This is a genomic window from Demequina aurantiaca, assembly GCF_000975135.1.
Taxonomy (GTDB): Bacteria; Actinomycetota; Actinomycetes; order Actinomycetales; family Demequinaceae; genus Demequina; species Demequina aurantiaca.
In genome coordinates this window covers 178,731-203,856 of the sequence record NZ_BBRF01000003.1, presented here as the reverse complement: position 1 = coordinate 203,856, position 25,126 = coordinate 178,731, and the positions used below count along the sequence as shown (strand labels likewise).

At 63.3% G+C, this 25,126-nt stretch carries 18 protein-coding genes and 1 tRNA gene; 11 read left to right on the top strand and 8 right to left on the bottom strand.

Annotation, left to right across the window (positions count from 1 at the left end; genetic code table 11):
• Nucleotides 1-49: 49 nt before the first annotated feature.
• From gltB to pyk, 3 genes are read left to right on the top strand one after another with little or no spacing between them, the layout of a single operon-like run.
• Nucleotides 50-4,585, top strand: coding sequence for a glutamate synthase large subunit (gene gltB, locus AOP73_RS11265; RefSeq protein ID WP_061966028.1), 4,536 nt, complete (start codon nt 50-52; stop codon nt 4,583-4,585).
• Nucleotides 4,578-6,044, top strand: a complete 1,467-nt coding sequence (locus AOP73_RS11260) for a glutamate synthase subunit beta (protein WP_061966026.1) — start codon at nt 4,578-4,580, stop codon at nt 6,042-6,044. The genes gltB and AOP73_RS11260 overlap by 8 nt, the downstream gene beginning before the upstream one ends.
• A 17-nt stretch (nt 6,045-6,061) precedes the next feature.
• Complete coding sequence (gene pyk / locus AOP73_RS11255) at nt 6,062-7,480, top strand: pyruvate kinase (protein ID WP_061966024.1); 1,419 nt, start codon at nt 6,062-6,064, stop codon at nt 7,478-7,480.
• Nucleotides 7,481-7,559: 79 nt separating this feature from the next.
• On the opposite strand, the gene AOP73_RS11250 is transcribed toward pyk, so the two are convergent.
• The 3 genes from AOP73_RS11250 to AOP73_RS11240 all read right to left on the bottom strand — a co-directional run bounded on the left by AOP73_RS11250 (nt 7,560) and on the right by AOP73_RS11240 (nt 8,917).
• The gene (locus AOP73_RS11250; RefSeq protein ID WP_061966022.1) at nt 7,560-8,135 is read right to left on the bottom strand and encodes an iron transporter; all 576 of its coding nucleotides are present in this window, start codon (nt 8,133-8,135) and stop codon (nt 7,560-7,562) included.
• 102 nt (nt 8,136-8,237) lie between these two features.
• Nucleotides 8,238-8,711, bottom strand: coding sequence for a methylglyoxal synthase (locus tag AOP73_RS11245; protein ID WP_061966020.1), 474 nt, complete (start codon nt 8,709-8,711; stop codon nt 8,238-8,240).
• A 132-nt stretch (nt 8,712-8,843) separates the two neighbouring features.
• Nucleotides 8,844-8,917: transfer RNA gene (locus tag AOP73_RS11240), tRNA-Leu, on the bottom strand.
• A gap of 21 nt (nt 8,918-8,938) precedes the next feature.
• Between AOP73_RS11240 and AOP73_RS11235 the strand changes: the two genes are divergently transcribed.
• Nucleotides 8,939-9,568, top strand: coding sequence for an ANTAR domain-containing response regulator (locus tag AOP73_RS11235; protein ID WP_061966018.1), 630 nt, complete (start codon nt 8,939-8,941; stop codon nt 9,566-9,568).
• A 155-nt stretch (nt 9,569-9,723) separates the two neighbouring features.
• Complete coding sequence (locus AOP73_RS11230) at nt 9,724-11,013, top strand: ABC transporter substrate-binding protein (protein ID WP_061966016.1); 1,290 nt, start codon at nt 9,724-9,726, stop codon at nt 11,011-11,013.
• Between the two features lie 508 nt (nt 11,014-11,521).
• Here the strand turns inward: AOP73_RS11230 and AOP73_RS11225 are convergent.
• The 5 genes from AOP73_RS11225 to AOP73_RS11205 all read right to left on the bottom strand — a co-directional run bounded on the left by AOP73_RS11225 (nt 11,522) and on the right by AOP73_RS11205 (nt 15,643).
• On the bottom strand, nt 11,522-12,316 hold the full coding sequence (locus tag AOP73_RS11225) for an ABC transporter ATP-binding protein (protein WP_369345530.1): 795 nt from the start codon (nt 12,314-12,316) through the stop codon (nt 11,522-11,524).
• A complete protein-coding gene (locus AOP73_RS11220) occupies nt 12,316-13,197 on the bottom strand; it encodes an ABC transporter ATP-binding protein (protein ID WP_061966012.1) in 882 nt (293 codons plus the stop codon). The genes AOP73_RS11225 and AOP73_RS11220 overlap by 1 nt, the downstream gene beginning before the upstream one ends.
• A complete protein-coding gene (locus AOP73_RS11215) occupies nt 13,190-14,149 on the bottom strand; it encodes a branched-chain amino acid ABC transporter permease (RefSeq protein ID WP_061966010.1) in 960 nt (319 codons plus the stop codon). The genes AOP73_RS11220 and AOP73_RS11215 overlap by 8 nt, the downstream gene beginning before the upstream one ends.
• Nucleotide 14,150: 1 nt before the next feature.
• On the bottom strand, nt 14,151-15,116 hold the full coding sequence (locus tag AOP73_RS11210; RefSeq protein ID WP_160295472.1) for a branched-chain amino acid ABC transporter permease: 966 nt from the start codon (nt 15,114-15,116) through the stop codon (nt 14,151-14,153).
• 119 nt (nt 15,117-15,235) lie between these two features.
• Nucleotides 15,236-15,643, bottom strand: a complete 408-nt coding sequence (locus AOP73_RS11205) for a PaaI family thioesterase (RefSeq protein ID WP_201774517.1) — start codon at nt 15,641-15,643, stop codon at nt 15,236-15,238.
• 18 nt (nt 15,644-15,661) lie between these two features.
• Here AOP73_RS11205 and polA point away from each other — a divergent pair, with 18 nt between their 5' ends.
• From polA to AOP73_RS11175, 6 genes are all read left to right on the top strand, one after another.
• Nucleotides 15,662-18,328 (top strand): DNA polymerase I, encoded by a 2,667-nt coding sequence (gene polA / locus AOP73_RS11200; protein WP_269078526.1) that lies wholly within the window; start codon nt 15,662-15,664, stop codon nt 18,326-18,328.
• Nucleotides 18,329-18,375: 47 nt separating this feature from the next.
• Entirely contained in the window at nt 18,376-19,395 is a 1,020-nt protein-coding gene (locus AOP73_RS11195; protein ID WP_061966004.1) for a 6-phosphofructokinase, read from the top strand.
• 210 nt (nt 19,396-19,605) lie between these two features.
• Nucleotides 19,606-21,102 carry a 30S ribosomal protein S1 gene (gene rpsA / locus AOP73_RS11190; RefSeq protein ID WP_061966002.1) on the top strand — a complete coding sequence of 499 codons (1,497 nt, stop codon included), beginning with the start codon at nt 19,606-19,608 and terminating at the stop codon, nt 21,100-21,102.
• 129 nt (nt 21,103-21,231) lie between these two features.
• Nucleotides 21,232-21,825 carry a dephospho-CoA kinase gene (gene coaE / locus AOP73_RS11185; RefSeq protein ID WP_061966000.1) on the top strand — a complete coding sequence of 198 codons (594 nt, stop codon included), beginning with the start codon at nt 21,232-21,234 and terminating at the stop codon, nt 21,823-21,825.
• Between the two features lie 47 nt (nt 21,826-21,872).
• Nucleotides 21,873-23,942, top strand: coding sequence for an excinuclease ABC subunit UvrB (gene uvrB / locus AOP73_RS11180; protein ID WP_061965998.1), 2,070 nt, complete (start codon nt 21,873-21,875; stop codon nt 23,940-23,942).
• Between the two features lie 76 nt (nt 23,943-24,018).
• Nucleotides 24,019-25,119 carry a TerC family protein gene (locus AOP73_RS11175; protein ID WP_084626839.1) on the top strand — a complete coding sequence of 367 codons (1,101 nt, stop codon included), beginning with the start codon at nt 24,019-24,021 and terminating at the stop codon, nt 25,117-25,119.
• The last annotated feature ends 7 nt before the right edge of the window (nt 25,120-25,126 follow it).

The following is a 25,126-nucleotide window of genomic DNA, read 5'->3' as shown; positions in this document are numbered from 1 at the left end:
GAAATCAATGAATTCGCGGTTGCGGTCGCGAACAATTAAGGACGGTGCAATGGCCGGGTATCTTGGCGCCAATCAGCCCACCAACGGGTTGTATGACCCTGCGTTCGAGCACGATGCGTGTGGCGTTGCCTTTGTGGCGACGCTGCGAGGCAAGCCCGGCAGGGACATCGTCGAGGCTGGCCTGACCGCACTCAAGAACCTCGAGCACCGCGGTGCCGTGGGTGCTGAGGTCGAGACTGGCGACGGTGCCGGCATCCTCACCCAGGTTCCCGACGCATTCCTACGTGACGTCGTTGGCTTTGACCTTCCCGAGCAGGGTAAGTACGCCGTGGGAATCGCGTTCCTCACACCGGGCGTCGAGGACCAGGAAATGGCCACCTTCGAAGCTGCCGCCGGTCAAGAGAACGCCCAGGTGCTGGGCTGGCGCGATGTACCCGTCAACCCTGACTCCCTCGGCCCCTCGGCCCGGGAATCGATGCCCACCTTCCGTCAGGTTTTTGTCTCCGCGGAGGGACTCGAGGGCGTCGACCTGGACCGTCGCGTGTACCGGGTGCGCAAGCGTGCGGAGAAGAACAGCGGCCCGTTCTTTGCGTCGCTGTCCTCGCGGACCCTGACCTACAAGGGAATGCTGACCACCTATCAGTTGGAAAAGGTGTTCCCGGACGTCACCGATGAGCGATTCGCCTCGGAGTTGGCGCTGGTCCACTCGCGCTTCTCCACGAACACCTTCCCGTCGTGGCCGCTCGCGCAGCCGCTACGCAACATCGCCCACAACGGCGAGATCAACACCGTCCAGGGAAACCGCAACTGGATGAGCGCCCGTGAAGGAATGCTCAAGTCAGACGTGCTGGGCGAGATGTCCGACCTCATGCCGGTGTGTACGCCGTCTGCCTCGGACACCGCGTCTTTCGACGAGGTGCTCGAGCTCCTGCACTTGGGCGGCCGCTCGCTGCCTCACGCGGTGCTGATGATGATGCCCGAGGCCTGGCAGAACAACTCCGAGATGGACCCGGCACGTCGCGCGTTCTACGAGTACCACTCGACGCTCATGGAAGCGTGGGACGGCCCCGCCGCACTGCACTTCACTGACGGCACGCTGATCGGTGCGACGCTCGACCGCAACGGACTACGACCCGGACGGTTCTGGGTCACGGACGATGGCATGGTCATCGCGGGCTCCGAGGCGGGCCTACTCGACATCGACCCCGCCAAGGTGGTTCGCAAGGGCCGTCTTCAGCCGGGGCGCATGCTGCTGGTCGACACCGCCGCGGGCCGCATCGTTGAGGACGAGGAGATTAAGTCTCAGCTCGCCGCCGAGCACGAATACGAGAAGTGGGTCGAGGAGAACGCCGTTCGCTTGGCCAACGTGCCCGAGCGCGAGCACATCTCGCACTCCCGCGCATCGGTCAAGCGCCGTCAGCGTGCCTTCGGTTACACCGAGGAGGAAGTCAAGATCCTCCTGACCCCGATGGCCCAGAACGCCATGGAGCCCATCGGCGCCATGGGGACGGACACCCCCATCGCGGTGCTGTCGACGCGCCCGCGCTTGCTCTTCGACTACTTCACGCAGATGTTTGCGCAGGTGACCAACCCGCCGCTGGACTCGATTCGTGAGCACATCGTCACCGCGATCGGTGGCGCCATCGGCCCCGAGCCGAACCTGCTCGAAGCCACTCCCGCACACGCCCGCAAGGTCATCCTGGACTTCCCCGTGCTCGACAATGACGAGCTGTCCAAGATTGAACACATCGACATGGACCCCACGCTGCGTGGAGTGTTCTCCTCGCGCAAGATTCGCGGTCTGTACCGCGTCGCCGAGGGGGGCAACCGTCTCGAGGCGCGCCTGTCGGAAATCTTCGCCGAGGTCGACCAGGCCGTCGAGGACGGGGTGTCCTTCATCATCCTGTCCGACCGTGACTCCAACCAGGACCTGGCGCCCATCCCGTCGTTGCTGCTCGTGTCGGCCGTTCACCACCACCTGGTGCGCCACCACTCGCGCACGCAGGTGTCCCTGCTGGCTGAGGCCGGTGACGTGCGTGAGGTTCACCACGTTGCGCTGCTGGTCGGCTACGGCTGTGCCGCGGTCAACCCGTACCTGGCGATGGAGACCGTTGAGGATCTCGCCTCACGGGGCTACCTCGAGGACACCACCCCGCAACAGGCCACCGCCAATTTGATTAAGGCGCTCGGCAAGGGCGTCCTCAAGATCATGTCCAAGATGGGCATTTCCACGATTGCGTCGTACCGCGGCGCACAGGTGTTCGAGGCGGTTGGTCTGTCGCGTGAGTTTGTGGCACGTCACTTCGCCGGCACTCCTAGCCAGATTGATGGCGTCGGCATCGATGTCATTGCCTCAGAAGTGGCCGCCCGGCACGCGGACGCCTACCCAGCATCGGGCGAATTGCCTGTTCACGCACGTCTGAACACCGGCGGCGAATACCAGTGGCGTCGCGACGGTGAAGAGCACCTCTTCGACCCGCACACGGTATTCAAGCTGCAGCACGCCACAGCCACGCGTAAGTACGACGTGTTCCGCGAGTACACGGACCGCGTCGACAACCAGGCCAAGCGAGCCATGACCCTGCGTGGACTGTTCGAGTACAAGGCAGACCGACAGTCGATCCCGATCGACGAGGTCGAGCCCGTCAGCGAGATCGTCAAGCGCTTCAGCACCGGTGCGATGTCCTATGGGTCTATCTCCGAGGAGGCCCACTCGACGTTGGCCGTCGCCATGAACCGGATCGGCGGCAAGTCGAACACGGGCGAGGGCGGTGAGTCCGTCGAGCGCCTGTACGACCCCGAACGCCGCAGCGCCATCAAGCAGATTGCCTCCGGTCGCTTTGGCGTGACCAGCGAGTACCTGGTGAACGCAGAGGACATTCAGATCAAGCTCGCGCAGGGTGCCAAGCCCGGCGAGGGTGGGCAGCTGCCAGCTAACAAGGTTTACCCGTGGGTGGCGCAGACGCGTCACTCCACGCCCGGCGTGGGGCTCATCTCCCCGCCGCCGCACCACGACATCTACTCGATCGAGGATCTGAAGCAGCTGATCCACGACGCCAAGAACGCCAACCCCAAGGCACGGATTCACACCAAGCTGGTGTCCGAGGTAGGCGTGGGCACCATCGCGGCAGGCGTCGCCAAGTGCAAGTCCGATGTGGTTCTTATCTCCGGCCAAGACGGGGGGACGGGCGCCAGCCCGCTCAACTCGCTCAAGCACGCGGGTGCCCCGTGGGAAATTGGCCTGGCCGACACTCAACAGACGCTCGTCATGAACGACCTCAGGGATCGCATCGTGGTCCAGGTAGACGGTCAGATGAAGACGGGGCGCGACGTCATGATCGCGGCGCTGCTGGGGGCCGAGGAGTTCGGCTTCGCGACTGCGCCACTGATCGTGACGGGCTGCATCATGATGCGCGCCTGCCACCTCGACACGTGTCCCGTGGGCGTCGCGACGCAGAACCCTGAGTTGCGAGACCGCTATACGGGTCAGGCGGACCACGTGGTGAACTTCATGGAGTTCATCGCCGAGCAGGTGCGTGAGAACCTCGCACAGTTGGGATTCCGTACGATCGCCGAGGCCGTGGGTCACGTCGAGGTGCTCGAGACCCGGGCCGCAATCGACCACTGGAAGGCGCAGGGGCTTGACCTCACGCGCATTCTCGCAGTCCCTCCGGCGGGTAGCGCACTGATCAACTCGACCACGCAGGATCACGGTCTTGACCGCGCGCTCGACAACGAGCTCATCGCGGAAGCGCAGCCCGCGCTGGAACGCGGCGAGTCCGTCACCATCACCAAGGACATTCGCAACGTCAACCGCACCGTCGGCACGATGCTGGGCTACGAGGTCACTCGCCGATACCGCGGTGCTGGGCTTGAGAACGACACCATTCAGGTGAACTTCACCGGATCGGCCGGACAGTCCTTCGGAGCGTTCATTCCACGCGGGATCACACTGCGACTGAACGGCGATGCCAACGACTACGTCGGTAAGGGGCTCAGCGGCGGCCGCATCGTGGTCCGTCCTGCTCGCGAGGCGATGCTCGACGACAGCCACGACGTGATTGCCGGAAACGTCATCGGGTACGGCTCGACGGGCGGAGAACTGTTCCTGCGCGGCCAGGTGGGCGAACGCTTCCTGGTGCGCAACTCCGGTGCCGTCGCGGTCGTCGAGGGTGTGGGCGACCACGCGCTCGAATACATGACCGGCGGAACCGCGGTCATCCTTGGTCGCACCGGCCGTAACTTGGGCGCCGGTATGTCCGGTGGAACCGCGTACGTCCTCGACCTCCGCGAACAGCGCGTGAATGCGGATGCCCTGGCCGCGAGCGAGCTCACCCTGAGCCCGCTCGACCCCGAGGACGTGACGCTAGTGCGCGCTCTCGTCGAGCGTCACGCGGCGGAGACCGAGTCTCCGCTCGCACGCGATCTGCTCGCTCATTGGGAGGACAACGTGCAACGCTTCACGCGCGTACTTCCCGCTCAATTCGCGCGGGTACGTGACGCGCTTGCCGAGCTCGAGGAATCCGGTGGCGATCTGCACGCACCGGGAGCCTGGGCCGACTTCTTGGAGGTGACCAGTGGGTGATCCACGCGGATTCATGAAGTTCCGGGAGCGCGAGCTCCCGCCGAGTCGCCCTGTCGAGGTGCGCCTTCTTGACTGGAACGACGTCAAGGACGAACTGGGCAAGGACGAGACCGTGCTGCGTCGCCAGGCGACGCGTTGCATGGACTGCGGCGTACCGTTCTGCCACCAGGGCTGCCCGCTGGGCAACCTCATTCCCGAATGGAATGACTTGGTGCGCCAAGGTCAGTGGCTGGACGCGAGCGATCGACTGCACGCCACCAACAACTTCCCTGAGTTCACTGGGCGTATCTGCCCCGCACCGTGCGAGACGTCGTGTGTGCTCGGCATCAACCAGCCGGCCGTCACTATCAAGAACATTGAGGTGTCGATCGTCGACAAGGCGTTCGAACTCGGCTACCTGGGCCCGCACGTTCCACAGCGCCAGACGGGCAAGACCATCGCCGTCGTCGGCTCAGGCTCCGCAGGCTTGGCTGCCGCGCAGCAACTCACCCGCGCCGGCCACACCGTGGCCGTGTACGAGAAGGACGACCGCATCGGCGGCCTCCTGCAATACGGCGTCCCGGACTTCAAACTGGAGAAGCGGCACATCACGCGCCGCCTCGACCAGATGCGTGCCGAGGGCACTCGTTTTCGGGTCAACGTCGAAATTGGCAAGGACATCACTTGGGACGCACTGCGCGCGCGCTACGACGCCGTGCTCGTTGCGACGGGCGCGCCGGTTCCGCGCGAATTGCCACTTCCCGGCCGTGACCTCGACGGCATCCACTTTGCGATGCCCTACCTGATTCAAGGCAACAAGGTCGCCGCGGGTGACGAGGTTGTCGACCAGGTCACCGCCAAGGACAAGCACGTCATCGTCATTGGTGGCGGTGACACGGGCTCGGACTGCATTGGCACGGCGCTTCGTCAGGGGGCTGCCTCCGTGACTACCCTCGCGATTGGTAAGCAGCCACCGCTCCAGCGCGCGGTGAATGAGCCTTGGCCCGTCGATCCTCGTGTGTTTGAGGTGTCGTCGAGCCACGAGGAGGGCGGCGAGCGCAAGTACCTCGCGTCTACCGTCGAATTCGTTGGCAATGAAGAAGGGCACGTCGTGGCCCTGAAGGTTGCCGAGACCCTCTACAACGCGGATGGGTCACGCACACCCAAGGCCGGTACCGAGCACGAGATCCCCGCGGATCTGGTGCTGATCGCCATGGGCTTTACCGGTCCAGAGACTGATGCCCTCGCCAGCCAGGCGGATGTGTCAATCACGGATCGTCGGCAGATTCAACGCGATGATGCTTATGCAACGAGCACGCCAGGCGTGTTTGTAGCGGGTGACGCCGGCCGTGGCGCCTCGCTCATCGTGTGGGCAATTGCCGAAGGCCGCGCCGCGGCGGCCGCAATTGATGAATACTTGACTGGAAGCACCGAGCTTCCGGCACCTGTGACGGCGCGCACGGTCGCGCTCCGCGCTTAACACCTAGGTTGGAGAACATGCGAAACGCAAAGATTGTCTGCACGATTGGTCCCGCTACCGAGTCCATTGAGCAGATGCGAGCACTGGTCGCGGCAGGGATGGACGTCGCGCGCCTCAACCGCAGCCACGGAGACTTCTCCGTTCACGAGGCGGTGTATCGCAACGTTCGCCAGGCAGCAGAAGAGGCCGGACGCAACGTCGCGGTACTCGTCGACCTTCAGGGCCCCAAGATTCGCCTCGAGCGCTTCGCCGACGGCCCCCACATGCTCGAGATCGATGACGTCTTCACCATCACCACGCGTGATGTGGAGGGCACCAAGGACATCTGCGGTACCACGTTCAAGGGTCTACCCGCGGACTGCAACATCGGAGACTCGCTGCTGATCGATGACGGCAAGGTGCGCCTTGAGGTCACGTCGGTTACCGAGACCGATGTCGTCACCAAGGTCGTCGTTCCAGGAAACGTGTCGAACAACAAGGGCATCAACCTTCCCGGCGTCGCCGTGTCGGTGCCTGCATTGTCCGAAAAGGACGAGGAGGACTTGCGCTGGGCCCTCAAGTTGGGTGCTGACTACATCGCCCTATCGTTCGTGCGTTCCGCCAAGGACTACGAGGACTGCGCGCGCATTATGGCCGAGGAGGGCAAGACCCTTCCGGTCGTCGCCAAGGTGGAGAAGCCGCAGGCCATCGAAAACCTCGCGGAGATCGTCGACGCGTTTGACGGGATCATGGTTGCCCGTGGAGACCTCGGCGTCGAGATGCCTCTCGAAGAGGTGCCGCTGATTCAGAAGCGTGCCATCGAGCTTGCTCGCGCCCAGGCGAAGCCCGTCATCGTCGCCACGCAGGTGCTCGAGTCCATGATCTCCTCGCCGGTCCCGACCCGCGCCGAGACCTCGGACTGCGCTAACGCGGTGCTTGATGGCGCCGACGCGGTCATGCTGTCCGGCGAGACCTCAGTGGGCGAATACCCCATCATCACGGTCGAGACGATGGCCCGTATCATCCAGAACACGGAGGAGAAGGGCTCGAACCGTATCGCGCCGTTCCTCACCACGCCCAAGACTCGTGGCGGGTCCATCACGCACGCCGCTGCCGAGATCGCGGACACGCTGGATGTGAAGTACATCGTCACGTTCACGCAGTCAGGCGATTCTGCGCTTCGTATGTCGCGTCTGCGCCCCACGGTGCCGATGCTGGCGTTCACGCCCGATGCTCACACTCAGAAGATGCTCGCGCTCAGCTGGGGCATTGACGCCGAGTTGGTCGCCAAGGTGGAGGACACTGACGCGATGGTGAGCCTCGTGGACACCTTCCTTAAGGAGTCCGGTAAGGCAGTTGACGGCGACTACGTCGTTGTCGTCTCGGGTACCCCGGTCGGGATCCCCGGCACCACGAACTCGATCTTCGTGCACAAGGTAGGCCAGGTCCGCGCCTAGCGGTCACTCGCCCATCACAAAGCCCGCCCCGTCCTCGGACGGTGGCGGGCTTTGTCGTGGTTAGTGGTGTGTGCGCGGGTTATGCGGGAGGTTCGACCGGCTCGGAGCCGCGCTTGATCTTGACGCTGGTGAATTCGACATCGACGGCCTCCGCGTATCGGCGCCCGTTGATCTCGTCGTGCCTCATGAACGCGGCCGGCTCGATGTGGACGCGTAGGGTGTACTCGCCGTCCTCGGGCACTTCCCAGTTGCGTGCATAGTGATACAGCATGGGATGCCAGACGAACTCTTGACGGTGAGGGCCCAATTCTTGGCCGCTGGGCGTGACCAGCGTGGCGGTGACGTCTAGCGCTGGAACAAAGCGGCCGTCGGCGCCATCCTGGATCGCGACTTCGACGTGAGCGTTGGAATTGCCGGGGTTGTGCCAGACGAGTTTGCCGTCCTCGAGGGCGTACATGCCCTCGGCTTCCTCGATCGCATACGCGACGATGTAGTCGCCTGCGGCCCGCTTGCCGCCGTCGTGAGCGATGTCGTTCGCCATGTAGTCCAACGCCCGGCGGTACGCCTCACCTTGGGCTGACGCGTGGGCGAGTTGCGTCTCGGTCGCTTCCGATGAGGTGGGATCCATCGGGGGAGTGCTGTCGGTGGTCGTCACGATTCCTCCTGTGTGCTCTCAGATGCCTACGTACGTATCAACACCACGTTGGCGTAATTTCATCCTGAGCCCAGGAAGGTAGCGATGTGACTGCCAGCGAGATCAGTCCGACGTGCGCATCGCCGACCAGTCACGGTCACCTAGATCAGGGACCGTGCGGTCGTACGGTTCGCCGAACAGCGGTGACGAGATGAGAAAGTCCGCGGTGGCCATGTTTGAGGCCATGGGGATGTTCCACACTGCGCCGATGCGAAGCAGGGCTTTGACGTCGGGGTCGTGTGGCTGGGCCTCTAGTGGATCCCAGAAGAAGAACAGGGTGTCGATGCCTCCCTCTGCGATTTTCGCGCCGATCTGCTGGTCGCCACCGACTGGCCCGGAGAGAAAACGGGTGACCTTGAGGCCCAACTCGTACTCCAGCATCGTGCCCGTGGTTCCGGTGGCGTAGATGTGATGCTGCGACAGCGTGCCAACGTTAAATCCCGCCCACTCGAGCAGGTCAACCTTCTTGTTGTCGTGGGCCACGAGGGCGATGTGGCGCTTGGTGTCGTTCGTGCGCTTCGCATTTGATTTGACCATGGCTCAAGTATCGCGGGTGCGAGGCACCGTGGCTAGCATTACGCGTTCGGCCAAATGAGACACGAAAGGCCCGTTCGCTGGTGGCAAGTGCCTCCGGCGAACGGGCCTCTCAAGCGTCAAACTCACGCCATGTGCCCCGAGTGGGATTCGAACCCACACTGGTACGGGTTTGAGCCGTATGCCTCTGCCAGTTGGGCTATCGGGGCGCGCACACTAGGCTAGCGCTTGTGACCGAAACTTCTGACAACAACACTCAAGAATCCGCCGCTACGACTGGCGCTAAGAAGCGCCGTGCCATCGTGGCCGAGGACGAAGCCCTGATCCGTATGGACATCGTCGAGACCCTCCGCGAAGGAGGATACGACGTCGTAGGCGAGGCGGCCAATGGCGAAGAAGCCGTGGCCCTCGCCAAGGAGCTCAAGCCTGACGTCATCGTGATGGACATCAAGATGCCCGTCATGGATGGCATCACTGCCGCTGAGCACATCGCTCAAGAGCGCTTGGCGCCGGTCGTGTTGCTCACCGCGTTCTCGCAGACTGAACTAGTCGAGCGTGCCCGGGACGCAGGTGCTATGGCCTACGTGGTGAAGCCCTTCACCCCGGCTGACCTCCTGCCCGCCGTGGAGATCGCTGCCTCGAGGTTCGTGGAGATCCGCGCTCTCGAGAACGAGATCGCGGACATCAACGAGCGCATGCAGACACGCAAGCTCGTTGAGCGTGCCAAGGGACTGCTGATGGAGACCATGAAGCTCAATGAGCCTGAGTCCTTCCGGTGGATCCAAAAGACGTCGATGGACCGCCGCCTGACCATGAAAGAAGTGGCAGAAGCGGTGATAGATCAGATGGGCAAGAAGTAAATCACCCAGGTATTCCCCGCAAGAGGTCACGAAATTGTGATGAACGGGACCCCAATTCGAAATATTTAAGCGGTAACGTCGAGGTATTGCACACGAGGACCGTCCTCGTGGTAATCGAACGATGGGGCTCGCCCCATCGAGTTGGAGGGAACAACATGGCACGATGGAAAACCATCGCCCGCGGAGCGTCCGTAGTGGCCGTTGGCGCGCTGGCCTTGGCTGCTTGCTCGTCAAGTAGCGACCCGGAGCCTTCGGGCTCAGCAACGGGTTCAATGGACTCGAGTGACTCGCCCGCAGCATCCGGTGACGGCCTGCTTATCGGCTCGCTGCTTCCGATCACCGGAAGCCTTGCGTACCTCGGCCCGCCCGAGATCGCCGGTGTTGACCTCGCTATCCAGGAGATCAACGAAGCCGGTGGCGTGATGGGCCAGGACGTTCGTGTCGAGCACACGGACTCGTCTGACGCAGACAACCCCACCATTGCAAGCACCTCGGTAGACAAGCTCCTCGGTGATGGCGCAGCAGCCATCGTCGGTGCGGCCTCGTCCACCGTGTCGCTCAACGTCGTTGACACGATCGCCAAGGCATCCACCGTGATGATCTCGCCGGCCAACACCTCGACGGCGCTGTCGGGCTACTCACCGTTCTACTTCCGCGTGGCACCGCCGGACACGGTACAGGGCAACGTGCTCGGTAACCTGATCGTCAATGACGGTCACACGAAGATCGGTGTGCTGGTCTTCAACGAGGACTACGGCACGTCGCTGCGCGACGTCATCAAGGAGACGGTTGAGCCTCAGGGCGCAGAACTCGTTTACGGTAACCCCGGAGACGAGTTTGACCCCAAGGCATCGAACTTCTCCTCGGACGTTCAGGCAGTGCTGGCAGCAGACCCTGACTCGATCGTGGTCATCGCGTTCGACCAGACCAAGCAGATCATTCCTGAGCTCGTTGGTGCCGGTTGGACCGACATGAGCGCCGTCTACATGACGGACGGCAACACCGCGGACTACTCCGGCGACTTCGACCCAGGTGTGCTCGAGGGCGCACAGGGAACGATTCCCGGTGCATTCCCCGATGACGCCTTCAAGGAGCGCCTCAACTCGGTCGCACCCGAGCCGCTTGACTCGTTCGCGTACGGCCCCGAGTCGTACGACGCAACGATTCTTGTTGCTCTCGCAGCTGAGAAGGGTCAGGGCACTGACGGCACGACGGTTCAGGAGAACCTCGCAGCTGTGACCGGTGCTACTGGTGGAGACGAGTGCTCCACCTACGCTGACTGCCTCGCACTTCTGCAGGACGGCCAGGAGATCAACTACAAGACGGTGGCAGGTTCAGGTCCGCTGAACGACCAGAACGACCCGTCGAGTGCCTTCATCGGCATCTACAAGTACCTCAATGACAACACCATTGAGTGGCAGAGTGCACAGGAGGGTGAGGCGTAAGCCCCACCACCTCGTACACGCTCCATAGAGAAGCCCCCAGCCGCAAGGCTGGGGGCTTCTTTGCGTCGTGCCACACCCAGCCACCCAGCCACCCCAGCCCGCCCAGCCACCCAGCCCACCACCGAGCCCACCACCCAGCGGCACTGACCCCGTATTGGTCCGATATGGCACGCTGAGAGCCGCTGTCACGCCCTGTTGGGCCGATTTGGACCACCAGGCGAGGGCGAAGTGTCGTGAGGTGCAGTAGCTGCCAGCCGAGGCAGCCCGCAGGCGCGTAGTGCGCCACTCTAGTTACGCGCCGCAAGCGGAGGGCACGCCGGCCGCACCGCGCCAGCAAAGTTCAGACTGGATGCACGGAAAGCACAGGGGACACCGGCTGCACCCTCAGCACAGTGCACACCGGCCGCGCCGCCAGGGCCAGCCGACTCATGTCAGCCACCACCAACAACAAGAAAGCCGCGGCGCCCTTGAGGGGGCACCGCGGCTGACCTGAATCAGATACTGACTGCTACTCGGACTTCTCCGGGGTGGCTTCGGGAGCGGCGCTAGCGTCAGCGTCGTCCTCGTCATCCTTGTCCGCGCCCAGAGTACCGAGGTACAACTCGATGACCTTGGGGTCCGCGAGGAGTTCCTGGCCGGTCGCCGTATAGGCACTCGTGCCTTGGTCCAACACGTAGCCGCGGTCACAGATCTGAAGGCAGCGACGTGCGTTCTGCTCCACCATGATCACGGTGACACCGGTACGGTTGATGTCGCGCGTACGCACGAACGTCTCGTCCTGGCGGTCAGGGGAGAGGCCAGCACTCGGCTCATCGAGCAACAACACGCTGGGGTCCATCATGAGGGCGCGCGCCATGGCTACCATCTGGCGTTCACCACCTGACAGCGAACCCGCCTGCTGATTGCGACGCTTACCCAGGACGGGGAAGAGGTCGTACATCTTCGCCCGCTGGGACTTGTAGGTCTTGGGAGCCTGGTAGGCGCCCATCTCGAGGTTCTCCTCGATTGACAGCGTGGGGAACACGTTCTCGGTCTGCGGGACGAACCCGATTCCACGCTGAACGAGCTTGTCCGCCTTGAGGTTCGTGATGTCCTCACCGCGAAGCTGGACCTTGCCCTCGCGAACGGGTACCAGGCCAAATAGGGCCTTGAGGAACGTCGACTTGCCGGCACCGTTGGGGCCGATCACGCCGATGAGTTCGCCGTCCTTGACGTCCATTGAGCATCCGTTGAGGATGTCAACGCCGGGCAGGTACCCGGCAATGAGGTGATCTGCGGAAATAATGGTCTGCGGGTCAGTCACTATCGCTCCTCGAACAGGTTGGTGTCGTGGTGGCTACCCAGGTAAGCGTCCTGCACCGCCTGGTTGGCCATCACCTCATGCGGGTCACCTTCGGCAATGATCTTGCCCTCGGCCATCACCACGACCCAGTCAGAGATGCGTCGCACCATGTGCATGTCGTGCTCAACAAACAGCACGGTCACGCCATCTTCCTTGAGCCCAACAATGTGGTCCAGCAGGCTCTCGGTCAACGCGGGGTTCACTCCGGCCATGGGCTCGTCGAGCATGATCATCGACGGCTTGGACATGAGCGCCCGCGCCATTTCGAGGAGCTTGCGCTGGCCGCCGGAGAGCGAACCTGCGTAGTCGTCCTGCTTGTCGAGCAGCTTGAAGCGCTCCAGCAGCGACTCCGCCTGCTCGGTGATCTCCTGCTCCCGTTTGCGCCACAGGGGAGCGAGCATCGCGTTCAGCACGTTCTCACCTGACTGGTGCTGTGCGCCGAGTCGCATATTCTCCATGACCGACATGCGGTTGAGTGCCTTGGTGAGTTGGAAGGTACGGACCATTCCGGCACGCGCGACGTTGGCCGAGGACATGCCGCCCAGATCAATGGTGCGCACGTCGGAGTCGGGCATACCGGGTTCGACAGCGTTGAACTGCGCGGATCCCGAGTTCGGGGTGTCGAAGCTCGTCAACAGGTTGAAGAACGTCGACTTACCGGCACCGTTGGGCCCAATGAGCGCGGTGATTGCGTGACGCTGCGCCTCAAAGTGCTTGACGTCGACAGCGGTCAGACCACCGAACTGGCGCGTGATGCCATCGGCGACGATGATCGGGTCGGGCTTAGCCGCACCCGGCGTGGCCTCGACGCCTTCAAATAGGTTTGGTTTCGTGTCAGACATTGAGTGATATCTCCCTCTTGTCTCCGAGAATTCCTTGTGGTCTAAAGACAATCAACAGAATCAGTCCGATACCGACGAATGCCAGTGCGAGCGGCTCAATTTGCTGCGGTGCGAGGTTCGGGAGCACCAGCGGCGCGAGTTGCTTGATGAACACGAACATGGCCCAGAACAGCACCGAACCGAGAATCGGTCCGAGCACCGTGGCCGCACCACCCAGGAGCAGCATGGTCCAGATCCAGAACGTGGTGACACGACCCATAGAGTCAGGCTGAACGGCGTTGCCGTGAGCCCAGATCACACCACCCGCGGCACCAAGAACACCACCGATGATCAGTGCCTGCATCTTGAACGAGTACACGCTCTTACCTAGCGAACGCACGGCGTCCTCGTCCTCGCGGACTCCCTTGAGCACACGGCCCCAGGGGCTCTTGTTGAGACGCCAGAACAGGCCGGCCGCCACGGCGACAGCCACCCAGCCCACCAACATGAGCCACCAGATCGTGGTGTGGAAGCTGAATGGGCCGATCTCGACGATCCGCGCCGGCTGGAAGGGCGAGAGGTTCTCAAAGGGTCCCTTGAACTGATTGCCTCGAAGCCCGGTGTTACCGCCGGTCCACTCCTTGAGCCACTGCGAGCGGCCGATGAGTCGGACCATTTCCGCGGCAGCGATGGTCACGATGGCTAGATAGTCACCGCGAAGTCGCAGTGTTGGCCAACCGAGGAACAGCGCGAACAGAATGGCTCCGACGAAGGAGATGAGAATGCCGAGCCACATCGATCCACCCTGAGAGACGGTGATCGCGTAGCCGTACATGCCGATGAGCATGAAGCCCGCCTGACCCATGTTGAGCAGGCCGGTGAGTCCGTAGTGGAAGTTGAGCCCGATTGCGGCGAGCGCGAATGCTGCCGTCGTGGGCGAGACGATGATCTGCAGAATGTCGTTGATGTCCATGTCAGCCCACCCTTTCCTTTCGGCCGAGCAATCCTTGTGGTCGCACCAGCAGCGTCAGGATGAGCATGCCCATCACGATCGCGTACTTGAGGTCCGGCGTGGGGAGGAACACGGTCGAGACCTCGGCTACGACGCCGACGACGAGCGAGCCTACGAGTGCGCCGAACGGGTGACCGAGGCCACCGAGCGTCACCGCGGCGAACATGAGCAGCAGGATGCGAGCACCGGCGCTAAAGTCCGACGTGTTTTCGTACAGCGCGAGCAGCACGCCACCGAGGGCGGCGAGCGAGCCGGACATGATCCACACGATGCGGATGACTCGGTTCACGGAGATACCGGTCGCCGATGCCAGGGCCGGGTTATCCGACACGGCGCGGGTGGCGCGCCCCAGGCGGGTGCGCTGCAGGAAGAAGCCCACGGCGCCAAGTGCGACGATACAGACGGCCATCGAGATCATGGTCTGCGGACCGATGGAGACGGGACCGAACTCGTACCGCACCTCGATTGACGTGGAGAGGCGAACACGCTGTGCGCCCATCCAGATCTGCAGCAGGTTGACGGCAGCCAAAGCGAGCCCGATCGACACGATCATCTGCTGCATTGGCGCGATGCGCCGCTTTCTCAGTTGAGACCACAGCACAGTGTCTTGGAGCCAGCCTGACGCACCACCCGCGGCGACGGCGATCACGGCCGCTAGCAGTAGCGGGGCGCCGGCGGTGACTGCGGCGAACGCGGCGGCGGCACCAAAGGTGACCTGCTCGCCGTGTGCGAAGTTACTCAGTCCCGTGGTGGCGTAAATCAGGGAGAGTCCAACGGAGGCGAGGGCCAGCAAGAGGCCGAACGTGATTCCGTTCAAAAGGTTCTGTAGGAGGAGGTTTGTCTCGGTCCCTCCGGACGTGTCCGCTACCTCAGTAGCTAGTTGTGAAGCCTGCGCTGGCACTGCCGATATCACGGTGATTGCAGCCACCGTCAATGTAGATAACAGGGCTATACGCAGCGGAAAGTGGCGGGCTTTTTGCCCCGCATGGTTGGCGTTCCGCACCTAGTCCTCCTCGTCTGGGTTGCTTCCAACATAGACCACAGTTGTTACGGCAATGTTTTCACCACGCAGGTGAGTCGGGCCGTTGCGAGATTGTGATTGTCCTGGTCTGTCACGTTTATCGCGTATGTCGCGGTGGTACGCCCACGATGTAATGCTGTCGCGGTTCCGGTCACGATTCCATTACGAACTGAGCGATGGTGAGTGATATTAAGGTCGACACCCACCGCCATTCGCCCCTCACCGGCGTGTGCCATGGCCGCCATCGAGCCCAACGTCTCGGCCAAGACGGCGGACGCCCCGCCATGCAAGAGCCCGTAGGGCTGCACGTTGCCCTCAACGGGCATAGTCCCCACCGCCTCGTCCGCCGTGATGGACAGGAACTCGATTCCCATTCGGGTGATCAGATTGTCTTTGGGCATGTTCTGGAGTGCCGCAAGCATCGATTCATTCATGGGGATAGGTTGTCACCTGTGAGTGAATCTAACAATGGCACCCTGCTCCTAATCGACGGCTTCTCGATGGCGTTCCGCGCGTTCTTCGGGCTTCCGGTCGAGAACTTCGCGACATCGACGGGGGTGCCGACCAACGCGGTGTACGGCTTCACGACGATGCTCGCGACGCTGATCAAGGACAACAAGCCCACTCACATCGCGGTCGCATTCGATCTGCCTGGCGGCACCTTCCGCACTGAGCGGCTCCCGTCCTACAAGGGCACCCGTGATGAGACGCCGCCCGAGTTTTCCCCCCAGGTACCGTTACTGCGCGAGATGCTCGCCGCGCTACGCATCGAGGTGGTCGACAAAGAGAATTTCGAAGCGGACGATGTCCTGGCCACGTACGCGAAGCAGGGCGCCGATGCTGGGATGACAGTTCTGGTGGTCTCCGGCGACCGGGACACGATTCAGCTGGTCAACGAGAACGTCACCCTGCTCTACCCCCGCAAGGGCGTGTCGGACCTAGTCAAGTACACGCCGCCGGCGGTGCAGGAAAAGTATGGCCTGCTTCCACACCAGTACCCGGAGCTCGCCGCGCTCGTAGGCGAGACCAGCGACAACCTTCCCGGTGTGCCGGGCGTGGGCCCCAAGACCGCCGCGAAGTGGATCAATACGTACGGCTCGCTACCCGAGATCCTGGACCGCGCCGAGGACGTGCCGGGCAAGGCGGGGGAGTCGCTGCGTGCCCACCTGGACAACGTCAAGCTCAACCGCGAACTCAATCACCTCGTCACAGACCTGGATTTGCCGCTCACGGTTGCCGACCTCGCGTACGGTGGCGCCGATGCCACGGCCATCCACGAGGTGTGCGACGCGCTCCAGTTCAAGACGCTGCGCGACAAGCTATTGCCCTTGGTCGCGGATGGTGACCCGGGCGCCCTCGCCGAACCAGCATCGTCCGATGTTGTGGAAGTGGTGAGCGAGAAGGCCGTCGAGGCCGCCACCGCATCGGCCGCTCGTGCCTATATATATGTGGAAGGCAAACTCGGCGCCGATGCCGACGCGTGGGCCATTGGTGTGTGCCATGCACCGGGCACGGCCTGGGCCATCGATCTGACGGCGCTGAGCCCGGCGGAGGACAAGTTGCTGAGCGCGTGGCTCTCCGATGCGGACATCCCCAAGGTGCTTCACGGAGCCAAGGACGCGTGGCACGCGCTCAAGGCTCGCGGATTCGACCTAGAAGGCGTGGTAGGCGACACCCAGATCGCGGCGTTCCTCGTCAATGCCGACCAGCGCGGATTCTCACTCGAGGATGTGGCGCAGCGCTTCCTGAGTCAGAGCATCGGCTCGGGCGCAGCGGGCGACGAACTCGACTTGGGCCTGGAGAGCTCGGCGGCACACTCCGCGGCGGAGCGCGCCTCCGTAGTGGGGGCGTTGGCTCTCGATCTGGAGGCGCAGGTCGAGGAACGCGGCATGGGGGACCTGTACCGAGACATGGAAGTGCCGCTCATTGCGGTGCTGTCCACGATGGAGAACGCAGGCATCGCGATCGACGGCGAACACCTGCAGTCGCTCAGCGACCAGGCACGCGGCCGGGCTGGACAGGCGGCCGATGCTGCCTACGAGGCCATCGGCGGTCGCGAGGTCAATCTAGGGTCGCCCAAGCAGCTTCAAGAAGTGCTGTTCGACCAGTTAGAGATGCCCAAGACTAAAAAGATCAAGACCGGCTACACGACCGATGCCGCGTCGCTCGCGGAACTCAATGAGAAGAACCCCCACCCGTTCCTCGAGGCGCTGTTGGCTCACCGTGACTCCACCAAGTTGGCGCAGATCATCGACGGGCTCGCGGCCTCGGTGCGTTCCGATGGCCGCATTCACACGACGTTTAGCCAGACGGTCGCGTCCACGGGCCGCCTGAGCTCCAAGGACCCCAACCTGCAGAACATTCCCATCCGCACGCCGGAGGGGCACCGTATCCGCGAGGCCTTCGTAGTGGGCGAGGGATGCGACACGCTCGTGACCGCCGACTACAGCCAGATCGAGATGCGCATCATGGCGCACCTGTCCGGCGACGGCGCTCTGATCGAGGCCTTCAAGGGCGGCGAGGACCTGCACCGGTTTGTGGGCTCGCGCGTCTATGGCGTGAAGCCCGAGGACGTGACGCCCGAGATGCGCGGGCATGTCAAGGCCATGTCCTATGGGCTTGCCTACGGGCTCTCCGCCTTTGGACTCTCGCGCCAGCTGAAGCTGCCGGTGGGCGAGGCGCAGGCGCTCATGGACGACTACTTCTCTCGATTCGGTGCCGTGCGCGACTACCTCAAGTCCGTCGTGGAGCAGGCCCGCAAGGACGGCTATACGGAAACCATCTTTGGTCGCAAGCGCTACCTGCCCGACCTCACCTCGAGCAACCGTCAGCGTCGCGATATCGCCGAGCGTGTGGCCCTCAATGCACCCATTCAAGGCAGCGCCGCGGACCTCATCAAGCGGGCCATGCTGGGAGTAGAGTCGCGGCTGCGGGCCGAGGGCCTGGAATCGCGCATGCTCCTTCAGGTGCATGACGAACTCGTGATCGAGGCCGCAACGGGAGAGGCCGATGCGGTGGAGAAGATCCTGCGCGACGAGATGCACGGCGCCGCGGAGCTCACGGTGCCGCTCGACGTGAATGTGGGAGTTGGCGAGAACTGGCGCACCGCCGGGCACTAGGACTTTGGTGCGACACTGACCCCTTCGAGTGCAACTAGGCTGGACACATGCGTATTGGACTCCTCACCGGTGGCGGTGATTGCCCAGGGCTGAATGCAGCCATCCGAGCGGTAGTGAAGCGGGGAACCGCCGAGCACGGCGTGTCGATCATGGGCTTCCACAATGGTTGGCAGGGCGTCATCGACGGCGACGCACAGCCGATGAGCCGCGAAGACGTCAGCGGCATCCTGGTCGCCGGCGGCACCATGCTTGGCACCGCGCGCTGTCACCCCCACAAGGTCGAGGGCGGAATTGAGGCCGTCATCGAGACTGCGCAGAGTGAGAACCTCGACGCGTTGATCTGCATTGGCGGCGACGGCACTCTGCGCGCGGCGTCCAAGGTCCACAATGCAGGCGTGCCGGTCATCGGCATCCCTAAGACCATCGACAACGACGTGGTCGGGACCGACTCCTCCATCGGCTTTGACACTGCGGTGTCCATCGCGACCGAGGCGATCGACCGCCTCCACTCCACCGCCGAGTCTCACAACCGGGTCATGGTGGTGGAACTCATGGGCCGTCACGCTGGCTGGATCGCTGTCGCCGCTGGCGTCGCCGGTGGCGCCGACATCATCCTGGCGCCCGAGCGACCCTTCGACATCGACGACATCGTCAAGAAGATCCGCCACCGTCACCGCCACCGCAACTTCTCCATCGTCGCTGTGGCTGAGGGTGCCGTACCGGCCGAGGGGTCGTCGTGGAAGCCGTCCGAGACCCTCGACGCCAAGGGCAACCCCATCGCAGGACAGATCGGGGCCCAGATCACTCAGGCCATCGAGGAGGCCACCGGGTTTGCCACGCGCCTCACCGTGCTGGGTTACACGCAACGTGGGGGCGTGCCCACGCCCACCGACCGTCTGCTCGCGACCCGGTTTGGCGTCGCGGCGATCGATGCGGCGGTCGAGGGTAATACGGGTGTCTTCACTGCGTTGCGCGGCGAGCAGGTGCAGATGCGCCCGTTCAAGGTCATGGCCGGCAAGACCAAGTTCGTGTCCGACGACCTACTCGACACCGCGATCGGGTTGTAGCGACACGGTTTGACGGATTCCCCGGCGAGCCAGCATCGTCCGCCGGCATGGGTGTGGGGCGGTCTGGACGTAACGCGCAGGTCACGATTGTGCGCGCGCATTGTGCCGTTTGGGCTTGCCGGGATACCATAGTCGATGGCCCAGTGCGTCCTGCCCTGAGTCATGTCCATTCCATCCGTTTAATCTACCTATATCGGAGTTAACTACTACATGTCCGTCTCCACCCCCGAAGAAACCGTCATTACCGTCAACGACATTGGCTCGAGTGAAGACTTCCTCGCCGCGATTGACGCAACGATCAAGAACTTTGATGACGGTGACCTCGTCGAGGGCATCATCGTTAAGGTCGACCGCGACGAGGTTCTCCTCGACATCGGTTACAAGACCGAAGGCGTGATCCCTTCCCGCGAGCTGTCGATCCGTCACGACGCCAACCCCGATGAGGTCGTGAACCTTGGCGACACCATCGAGGCCCTCGTTCTCACCAAGGAGGACAAGGAAGGCCGTCTCATCCTGTCCAAGAAGCGCGCACAGTACGAGCGTGCGTGGGGCAGCATCGAGAAGGTCAAGGAAGAGGACGGCATCGTGACCGGTTCCGTGATCGAGGTCGTCAAGGGTGGCCTCATCGTGGACATCGGCCTCCGCGGCTTCCTTCCCGCCTCGCTCGTCGAGATGCGCCGTGTGCGCGACCTCGCGCCCTACATCGGTCAGCAGATCGAGGCCAAGATCATCGAGCTCGACAAGAACCGCAACAACGTGGTCCTGTCGCGCCGTGCCTTCCTTGAGCAGACGCAGTCCGAGGTGCGCTCGACGTTCCTCACCGCACTGGCTCCCGGCCAGCAGCGCAAGGGTGTCGTCTCCTCCATCGTCAACTTTGGTGCCTTCGTGGACCTGGGTGGCGTGGACGGCCTCGTGCACGTCTCCGAGCTGTCCTGGAAGCACATCGACCACCCCAACGAGGTCGTCTCCGTGGGCCAGGAAGTTGACGTCGAGGTTCTCGACATCGACATGGACCGCGAGCGTGTCTCGCTGTCGCTCAAGGCAACGCAGGAAGACCCGTGGGCCGTGTACGCACGCACCCACGCGATCGGCCAGATCGTTCCCGGCAAGGTCACCAAGCTGGTTCCCTTCGGCGCCTTCGTGCGCGTGTTCGAGGGCATCGAGGGCCTGGTGCACATCTCCGAGCTGGCCACGCGCCACGTGGAGCTGCCCGAGCAGGTCGTGTCGGCTGACGAGGACGTCTTCGTCAAGATCATCGACATCGACCTCGAGCGTCGCCGCATCTCGCTGTCCATCAAGCAGGCCAACGAGGGTGTCGACCCGAACGGTGAGGACTTCGATCCCGCACTGTACGGAATGACCGCCGAGTACGACGCAGCGGGTAACTACAAGTACCCCGAGGGCTTCGACGCCGAGACGCAGGAGTGGCAGGAAGGCTTCGACGAGCAGCGCGAAGCCTGGGAGGCCGACTACGCCAAGGCACACGAGCGCTGGGAACTGCACAAGGCATTCGTTGCCAAGCAGGACGCAGCCGCCATCGAGGCAGAGACGGCAGCTCCTGTTGCCGCCGCAGCCAAGAAGCGTGGCCCCAAGAACGACGGACCCACGTCCTACTCGTCGCAGGACGAGGAGTCCTCGTCGGACGCCGGCACGCTGGCATCGGACGAGCGCCTCGCGGCACTGCGCGAGAAGCTCACGGGCAACTAGTCCAACGCTTAACCTAAGAACGGCCCTCACCTCGCGGTGGGGGCCGTTCTTGCATTCCGGGGCTCGAGCGCGTGGGGAATGCGCCACACAGTCTTGCCGTGGAACTGGGTGAGGTGCCAGACTGCCCGCATGCTTCGCATCGGACTCACGGGCGGAATCGCCGCAGGCAAGTCAGTGGTGGCCGAGCGCCTGGGCGAACTCGGTGCACACGTCGTTGACCACGACGTGCTGTCGCGTCGAGTGGTGGAGCCCGGCTCGGCTGCCCTCGTGGAGATCGTCCACGCTTTTGGAGACCAGGTGGTGGTGCGCGGCGAGCTCGACCGCGAGGCCCTCGGCAAGCTCATCTTTGGCGACAACCGGGCGCGCGAGCGACTCAACGGCATCGTGCATCCGTATATCGAGGCCATGGCCGCCGCGATGGACAAGCAGGCCCGCGCGGCGGGCGAGGCGGTCGTGGTGCACGACATTCCGCTGCTGGTGGAGACCGGCCAGGGCGGCGCCTTTGGGTTGGTCGTGACCGTGGCGGCCCCCGTCGAGGTGCGCCTCAAGCGCCTCATGGAGACTCGGAGCATGCTCCACGACCACGCTCAGGCGCGCATCGACTCGCAGGCGACCGATGAGGAACGTGCGGCGGTGGCCGACTTCGTCTTTGACGGAAGTGGAACACGGGAGCAATTGCGCGCCCAGGTGGACGAGTTCTGGGCTATTCACGTCCCTCAGTAGCGGCTGGTGTGTCCCGTCGTGTCACACCCGGGGCGTAGCGTTGAGGCATGACTGACTCTGACCTACGCCGCTCTGAGGCGCCCTTCGAGGTGATCTCGGAATACAAGCCCTCCGGCGACCAGCCCAAGGCCATCGAGGATCTCGCTAGCCGCATTCAGGCGGGGGAGCAAGACGTGGTGCTGCTGGGTGCCACTGGTACCGGAAAATCGGCGACGACAGCTTGGCTAGTGGAGAAGCTGCAGCGACCCACGCTAGTGATGGCTCACAACAAGACGCTCGCCGCCCAGCTTGCCACTGAATTCCGCGAACTGTTGCCCAACAACGCCGTCGAGTACTTCGTTAGCTACTACGACTACTACCAGCCCGAGGCGTACGTCCCTCAGACGGACACCTTCATCGAGAAGGACTCCTCGATCAATGAGGAGGTGGAGCGACTACGGTATTCGGCGACCAACTCGCTCCTGACCCGCCGTGACGTGATCGTGGTCTCGTCGGTGTCCTGCATCTACGGCCTTGGCACCCCCGAGGAGTACATCGATGGCATGGTGACGCTGGCCGTGGGTGACGTCTTTGACCGAGACAAGTTGTTGCGGAATTTCGTGGCGAACCAGTACGCGCGCAACGACCTGGCCTTTACGCGCGGCACCTTCCGCGTGCGTGGCGACACCATTGAGATCATCCCGGTGTACGAGGAGCTCGCCATCCGCATCGAGATGTTCGGCGACGAGGTGGAGGCGCTGTACACCCTGCACCCACTCACGGGCGAGAAGGTCGCACAGCGCGACCAGGTTCATATCTTCCCGGCGTCGCACTACGTGGCGAGTCAAGACCGCATGAACCGCGCGATCTCGACCATCGAGCAGGAACTCGGCGAGCGGCTGCAGGAGATGGAGAGTCAGAACAAGTTGCTCGAGGCGCAACGACTGAAGATGCGCACCACGTTTGACCTCGAGATGATGCGCTCCGTGGGCACCTGCTCCGGCATTGAGAACTACTCGAGTCACATGGAACAACGCGCCCCCGGAACGCCCCCGCACACGCTGCTCGACTACTTTCCGGACGACTTCCTGCTGGTGCTCGACGAGTCACACGTCACCGTGCCGCAGATCGGCGCGATGTTCGAGGGCGACGCCTCGCGCAAGCGCACCCTGGTCGAACACGGTTTCCGCCTGCCCTCCGCGATGGACAACCGGCCGCTCAAGTGGGCGGAATTTCAGGAGCGGGTGGGCCAGACCGTCTACTTGTCGGCCACGCCGGGAAAGTACGAGTTGGAACGGGCCGATGGTGTGGTCGAGCAGATCATTCGCCCCACCGGGCTCGTCGACCCGCAGATCGTGGTCAAGCCCACCGAGGGACAGATAGACGACCTGCTCGAGCAGATTCGGGTGCGCGTCGAGCGCGACGAACGCGTGCTCGTCACCACGCTGACCAAGAAGATGGCGGAGGACCTCACGGAATTCCTGAGCGATCGCGACATCCGCGTGGAATACCTGCACTCGGATGTCGACACCCTGAGGCGCGTCGAGCTACTGCGCGAACTTCGCATGGGGCGCTTCGACGTGCTGGTGGGCATCAACCTGTTGCGCGAGGGCCTGGACCTTCCCGAGGTGTCTCTAGTGAGCATTTTGGACGCCGACAAGGAGGGCTTCCTGCGCTCGGGTACATCACTCATTCAGACCATCGGCCGTGCCGCCCGTAACGTCTCCGGCGAGGTGCACATGTACGCGGACCGGATCACCGACTCCATGGCCAAGGCCATCGACGAGACCACTCGCCGGCGCGAGCGTCAGGTGCAATACAACCTCGACAACGGCATCGACCCCACACCCCTGCGCAAACGCATCGGTGACATCACGGAGATGCTCGCGCGCGAGGACGCGGACACCGTGAAGACGCTCGACCTCGCGGCTCAGGCAAAGAAGGGTGGCGCCAAGGCCTCAACTCGCGAGGTGTCCAACGCGCAGCGCCCCGCTGCGGAACTGACCGGACTCATCGAGGAACTCTCGGAGCAAATGCACGAATCGGCAGCGAACCTTCAATTCGAGATCGCTGCGCGGCTGCGCGACGAGATTGGCGAACTGAAGAAGGAACTGCGCCACATGCTCGACGCTGGCTGACGGAAGGTCGCCACGAGTGGGTAAATGCACGGCTCGCTTGGCACCGTCTCACGGGGCGCACCCGTAGTATTGCCGGGTGAACGAGACAATTGTGTGGACCGCGACCATTGGGCTCATCGTCGCCCTCTTCGCATTCGACTTCATCGTCGTGATTCGGCGTCCCCACGTGCCCACGTTCCGCGAGTCGGTGTTCTGGTCGTTGTTCTACATTGGGCTTGCCCTGCTGTTTGGTGCGAGCATGCACTTCTGGTGGGACGACTTCCACGCGGGCGAGTACTTTGCAGGCTATGTGACGGAGAAGTCGCTGTCCGTCGACAACCTGTTCGTGTTCCTCGTGATCATGACGCGGTTCGCCGTGCCACCCAAGTACCGTCCCAAGGTGCTGCTGATCGGCATCGCCATCGCGCTGATCTTGCGTGGCCTCTTCATCTGGGCCGGCGCAGCCGCCATCGAGCACTTCTCATGGACGTTCTACATCTTCGGTGCCTTCCTGGTCTACACCGCGATTGGTTTGGTGCGCGAGGACAGCGAGGATGCCGCGCATCCGGAGTACAAGGAGAGCGCGCTGATACGCGGCGTGCGCAAGATCATGCCCGTGACCGACGGCTACCGTGGCGGTCGTATGACGGTACGCGAGGCTGGCAAGCGGATGATTACGCCGCTGTTGATAGTGGTGCTCGCCCTCGGAACCACCGATGTGCTGTTTGCGCTCGACTCAATTCCCGCGATCTTCGGCCTCACCAAGGACCCGTACATTGTCTTCACGGCGAACGCCTTCGCCTTGCTGGGACTGCGTCAACTGTTCTTCCTGGTCGACGGCCTATTGCAGCGCCTGGTCTATCTGCACTATGGCCTGGCAGCGATCCTCGCCTTCATTGGCGTCAAGCTGGTGCTTGAGGCGCTCCACAGCAACTCGGTCTCGTGGCTCAACGGCGGCGAGCCCTTCGACTGGGCGCCGGTAATCTCCACCTCGACGTCGTTGATCGTCATTCTGGCGACGCTGACTATCGCCACCGTGGCCAGCCTCATCGCGACCAGAAATAAGAAGGCGCTTGACGCTGAACTCGAGGCGGCTGAGGGCGGCGAGGAGTTGCGGCACCTGGCGGACGGGGATCAGTCGCGCGTGACCGAGGCTACGTCCGGGGACGGCGAGACGCCGGATGGCTCAAAAAAGTAGCTCGTCG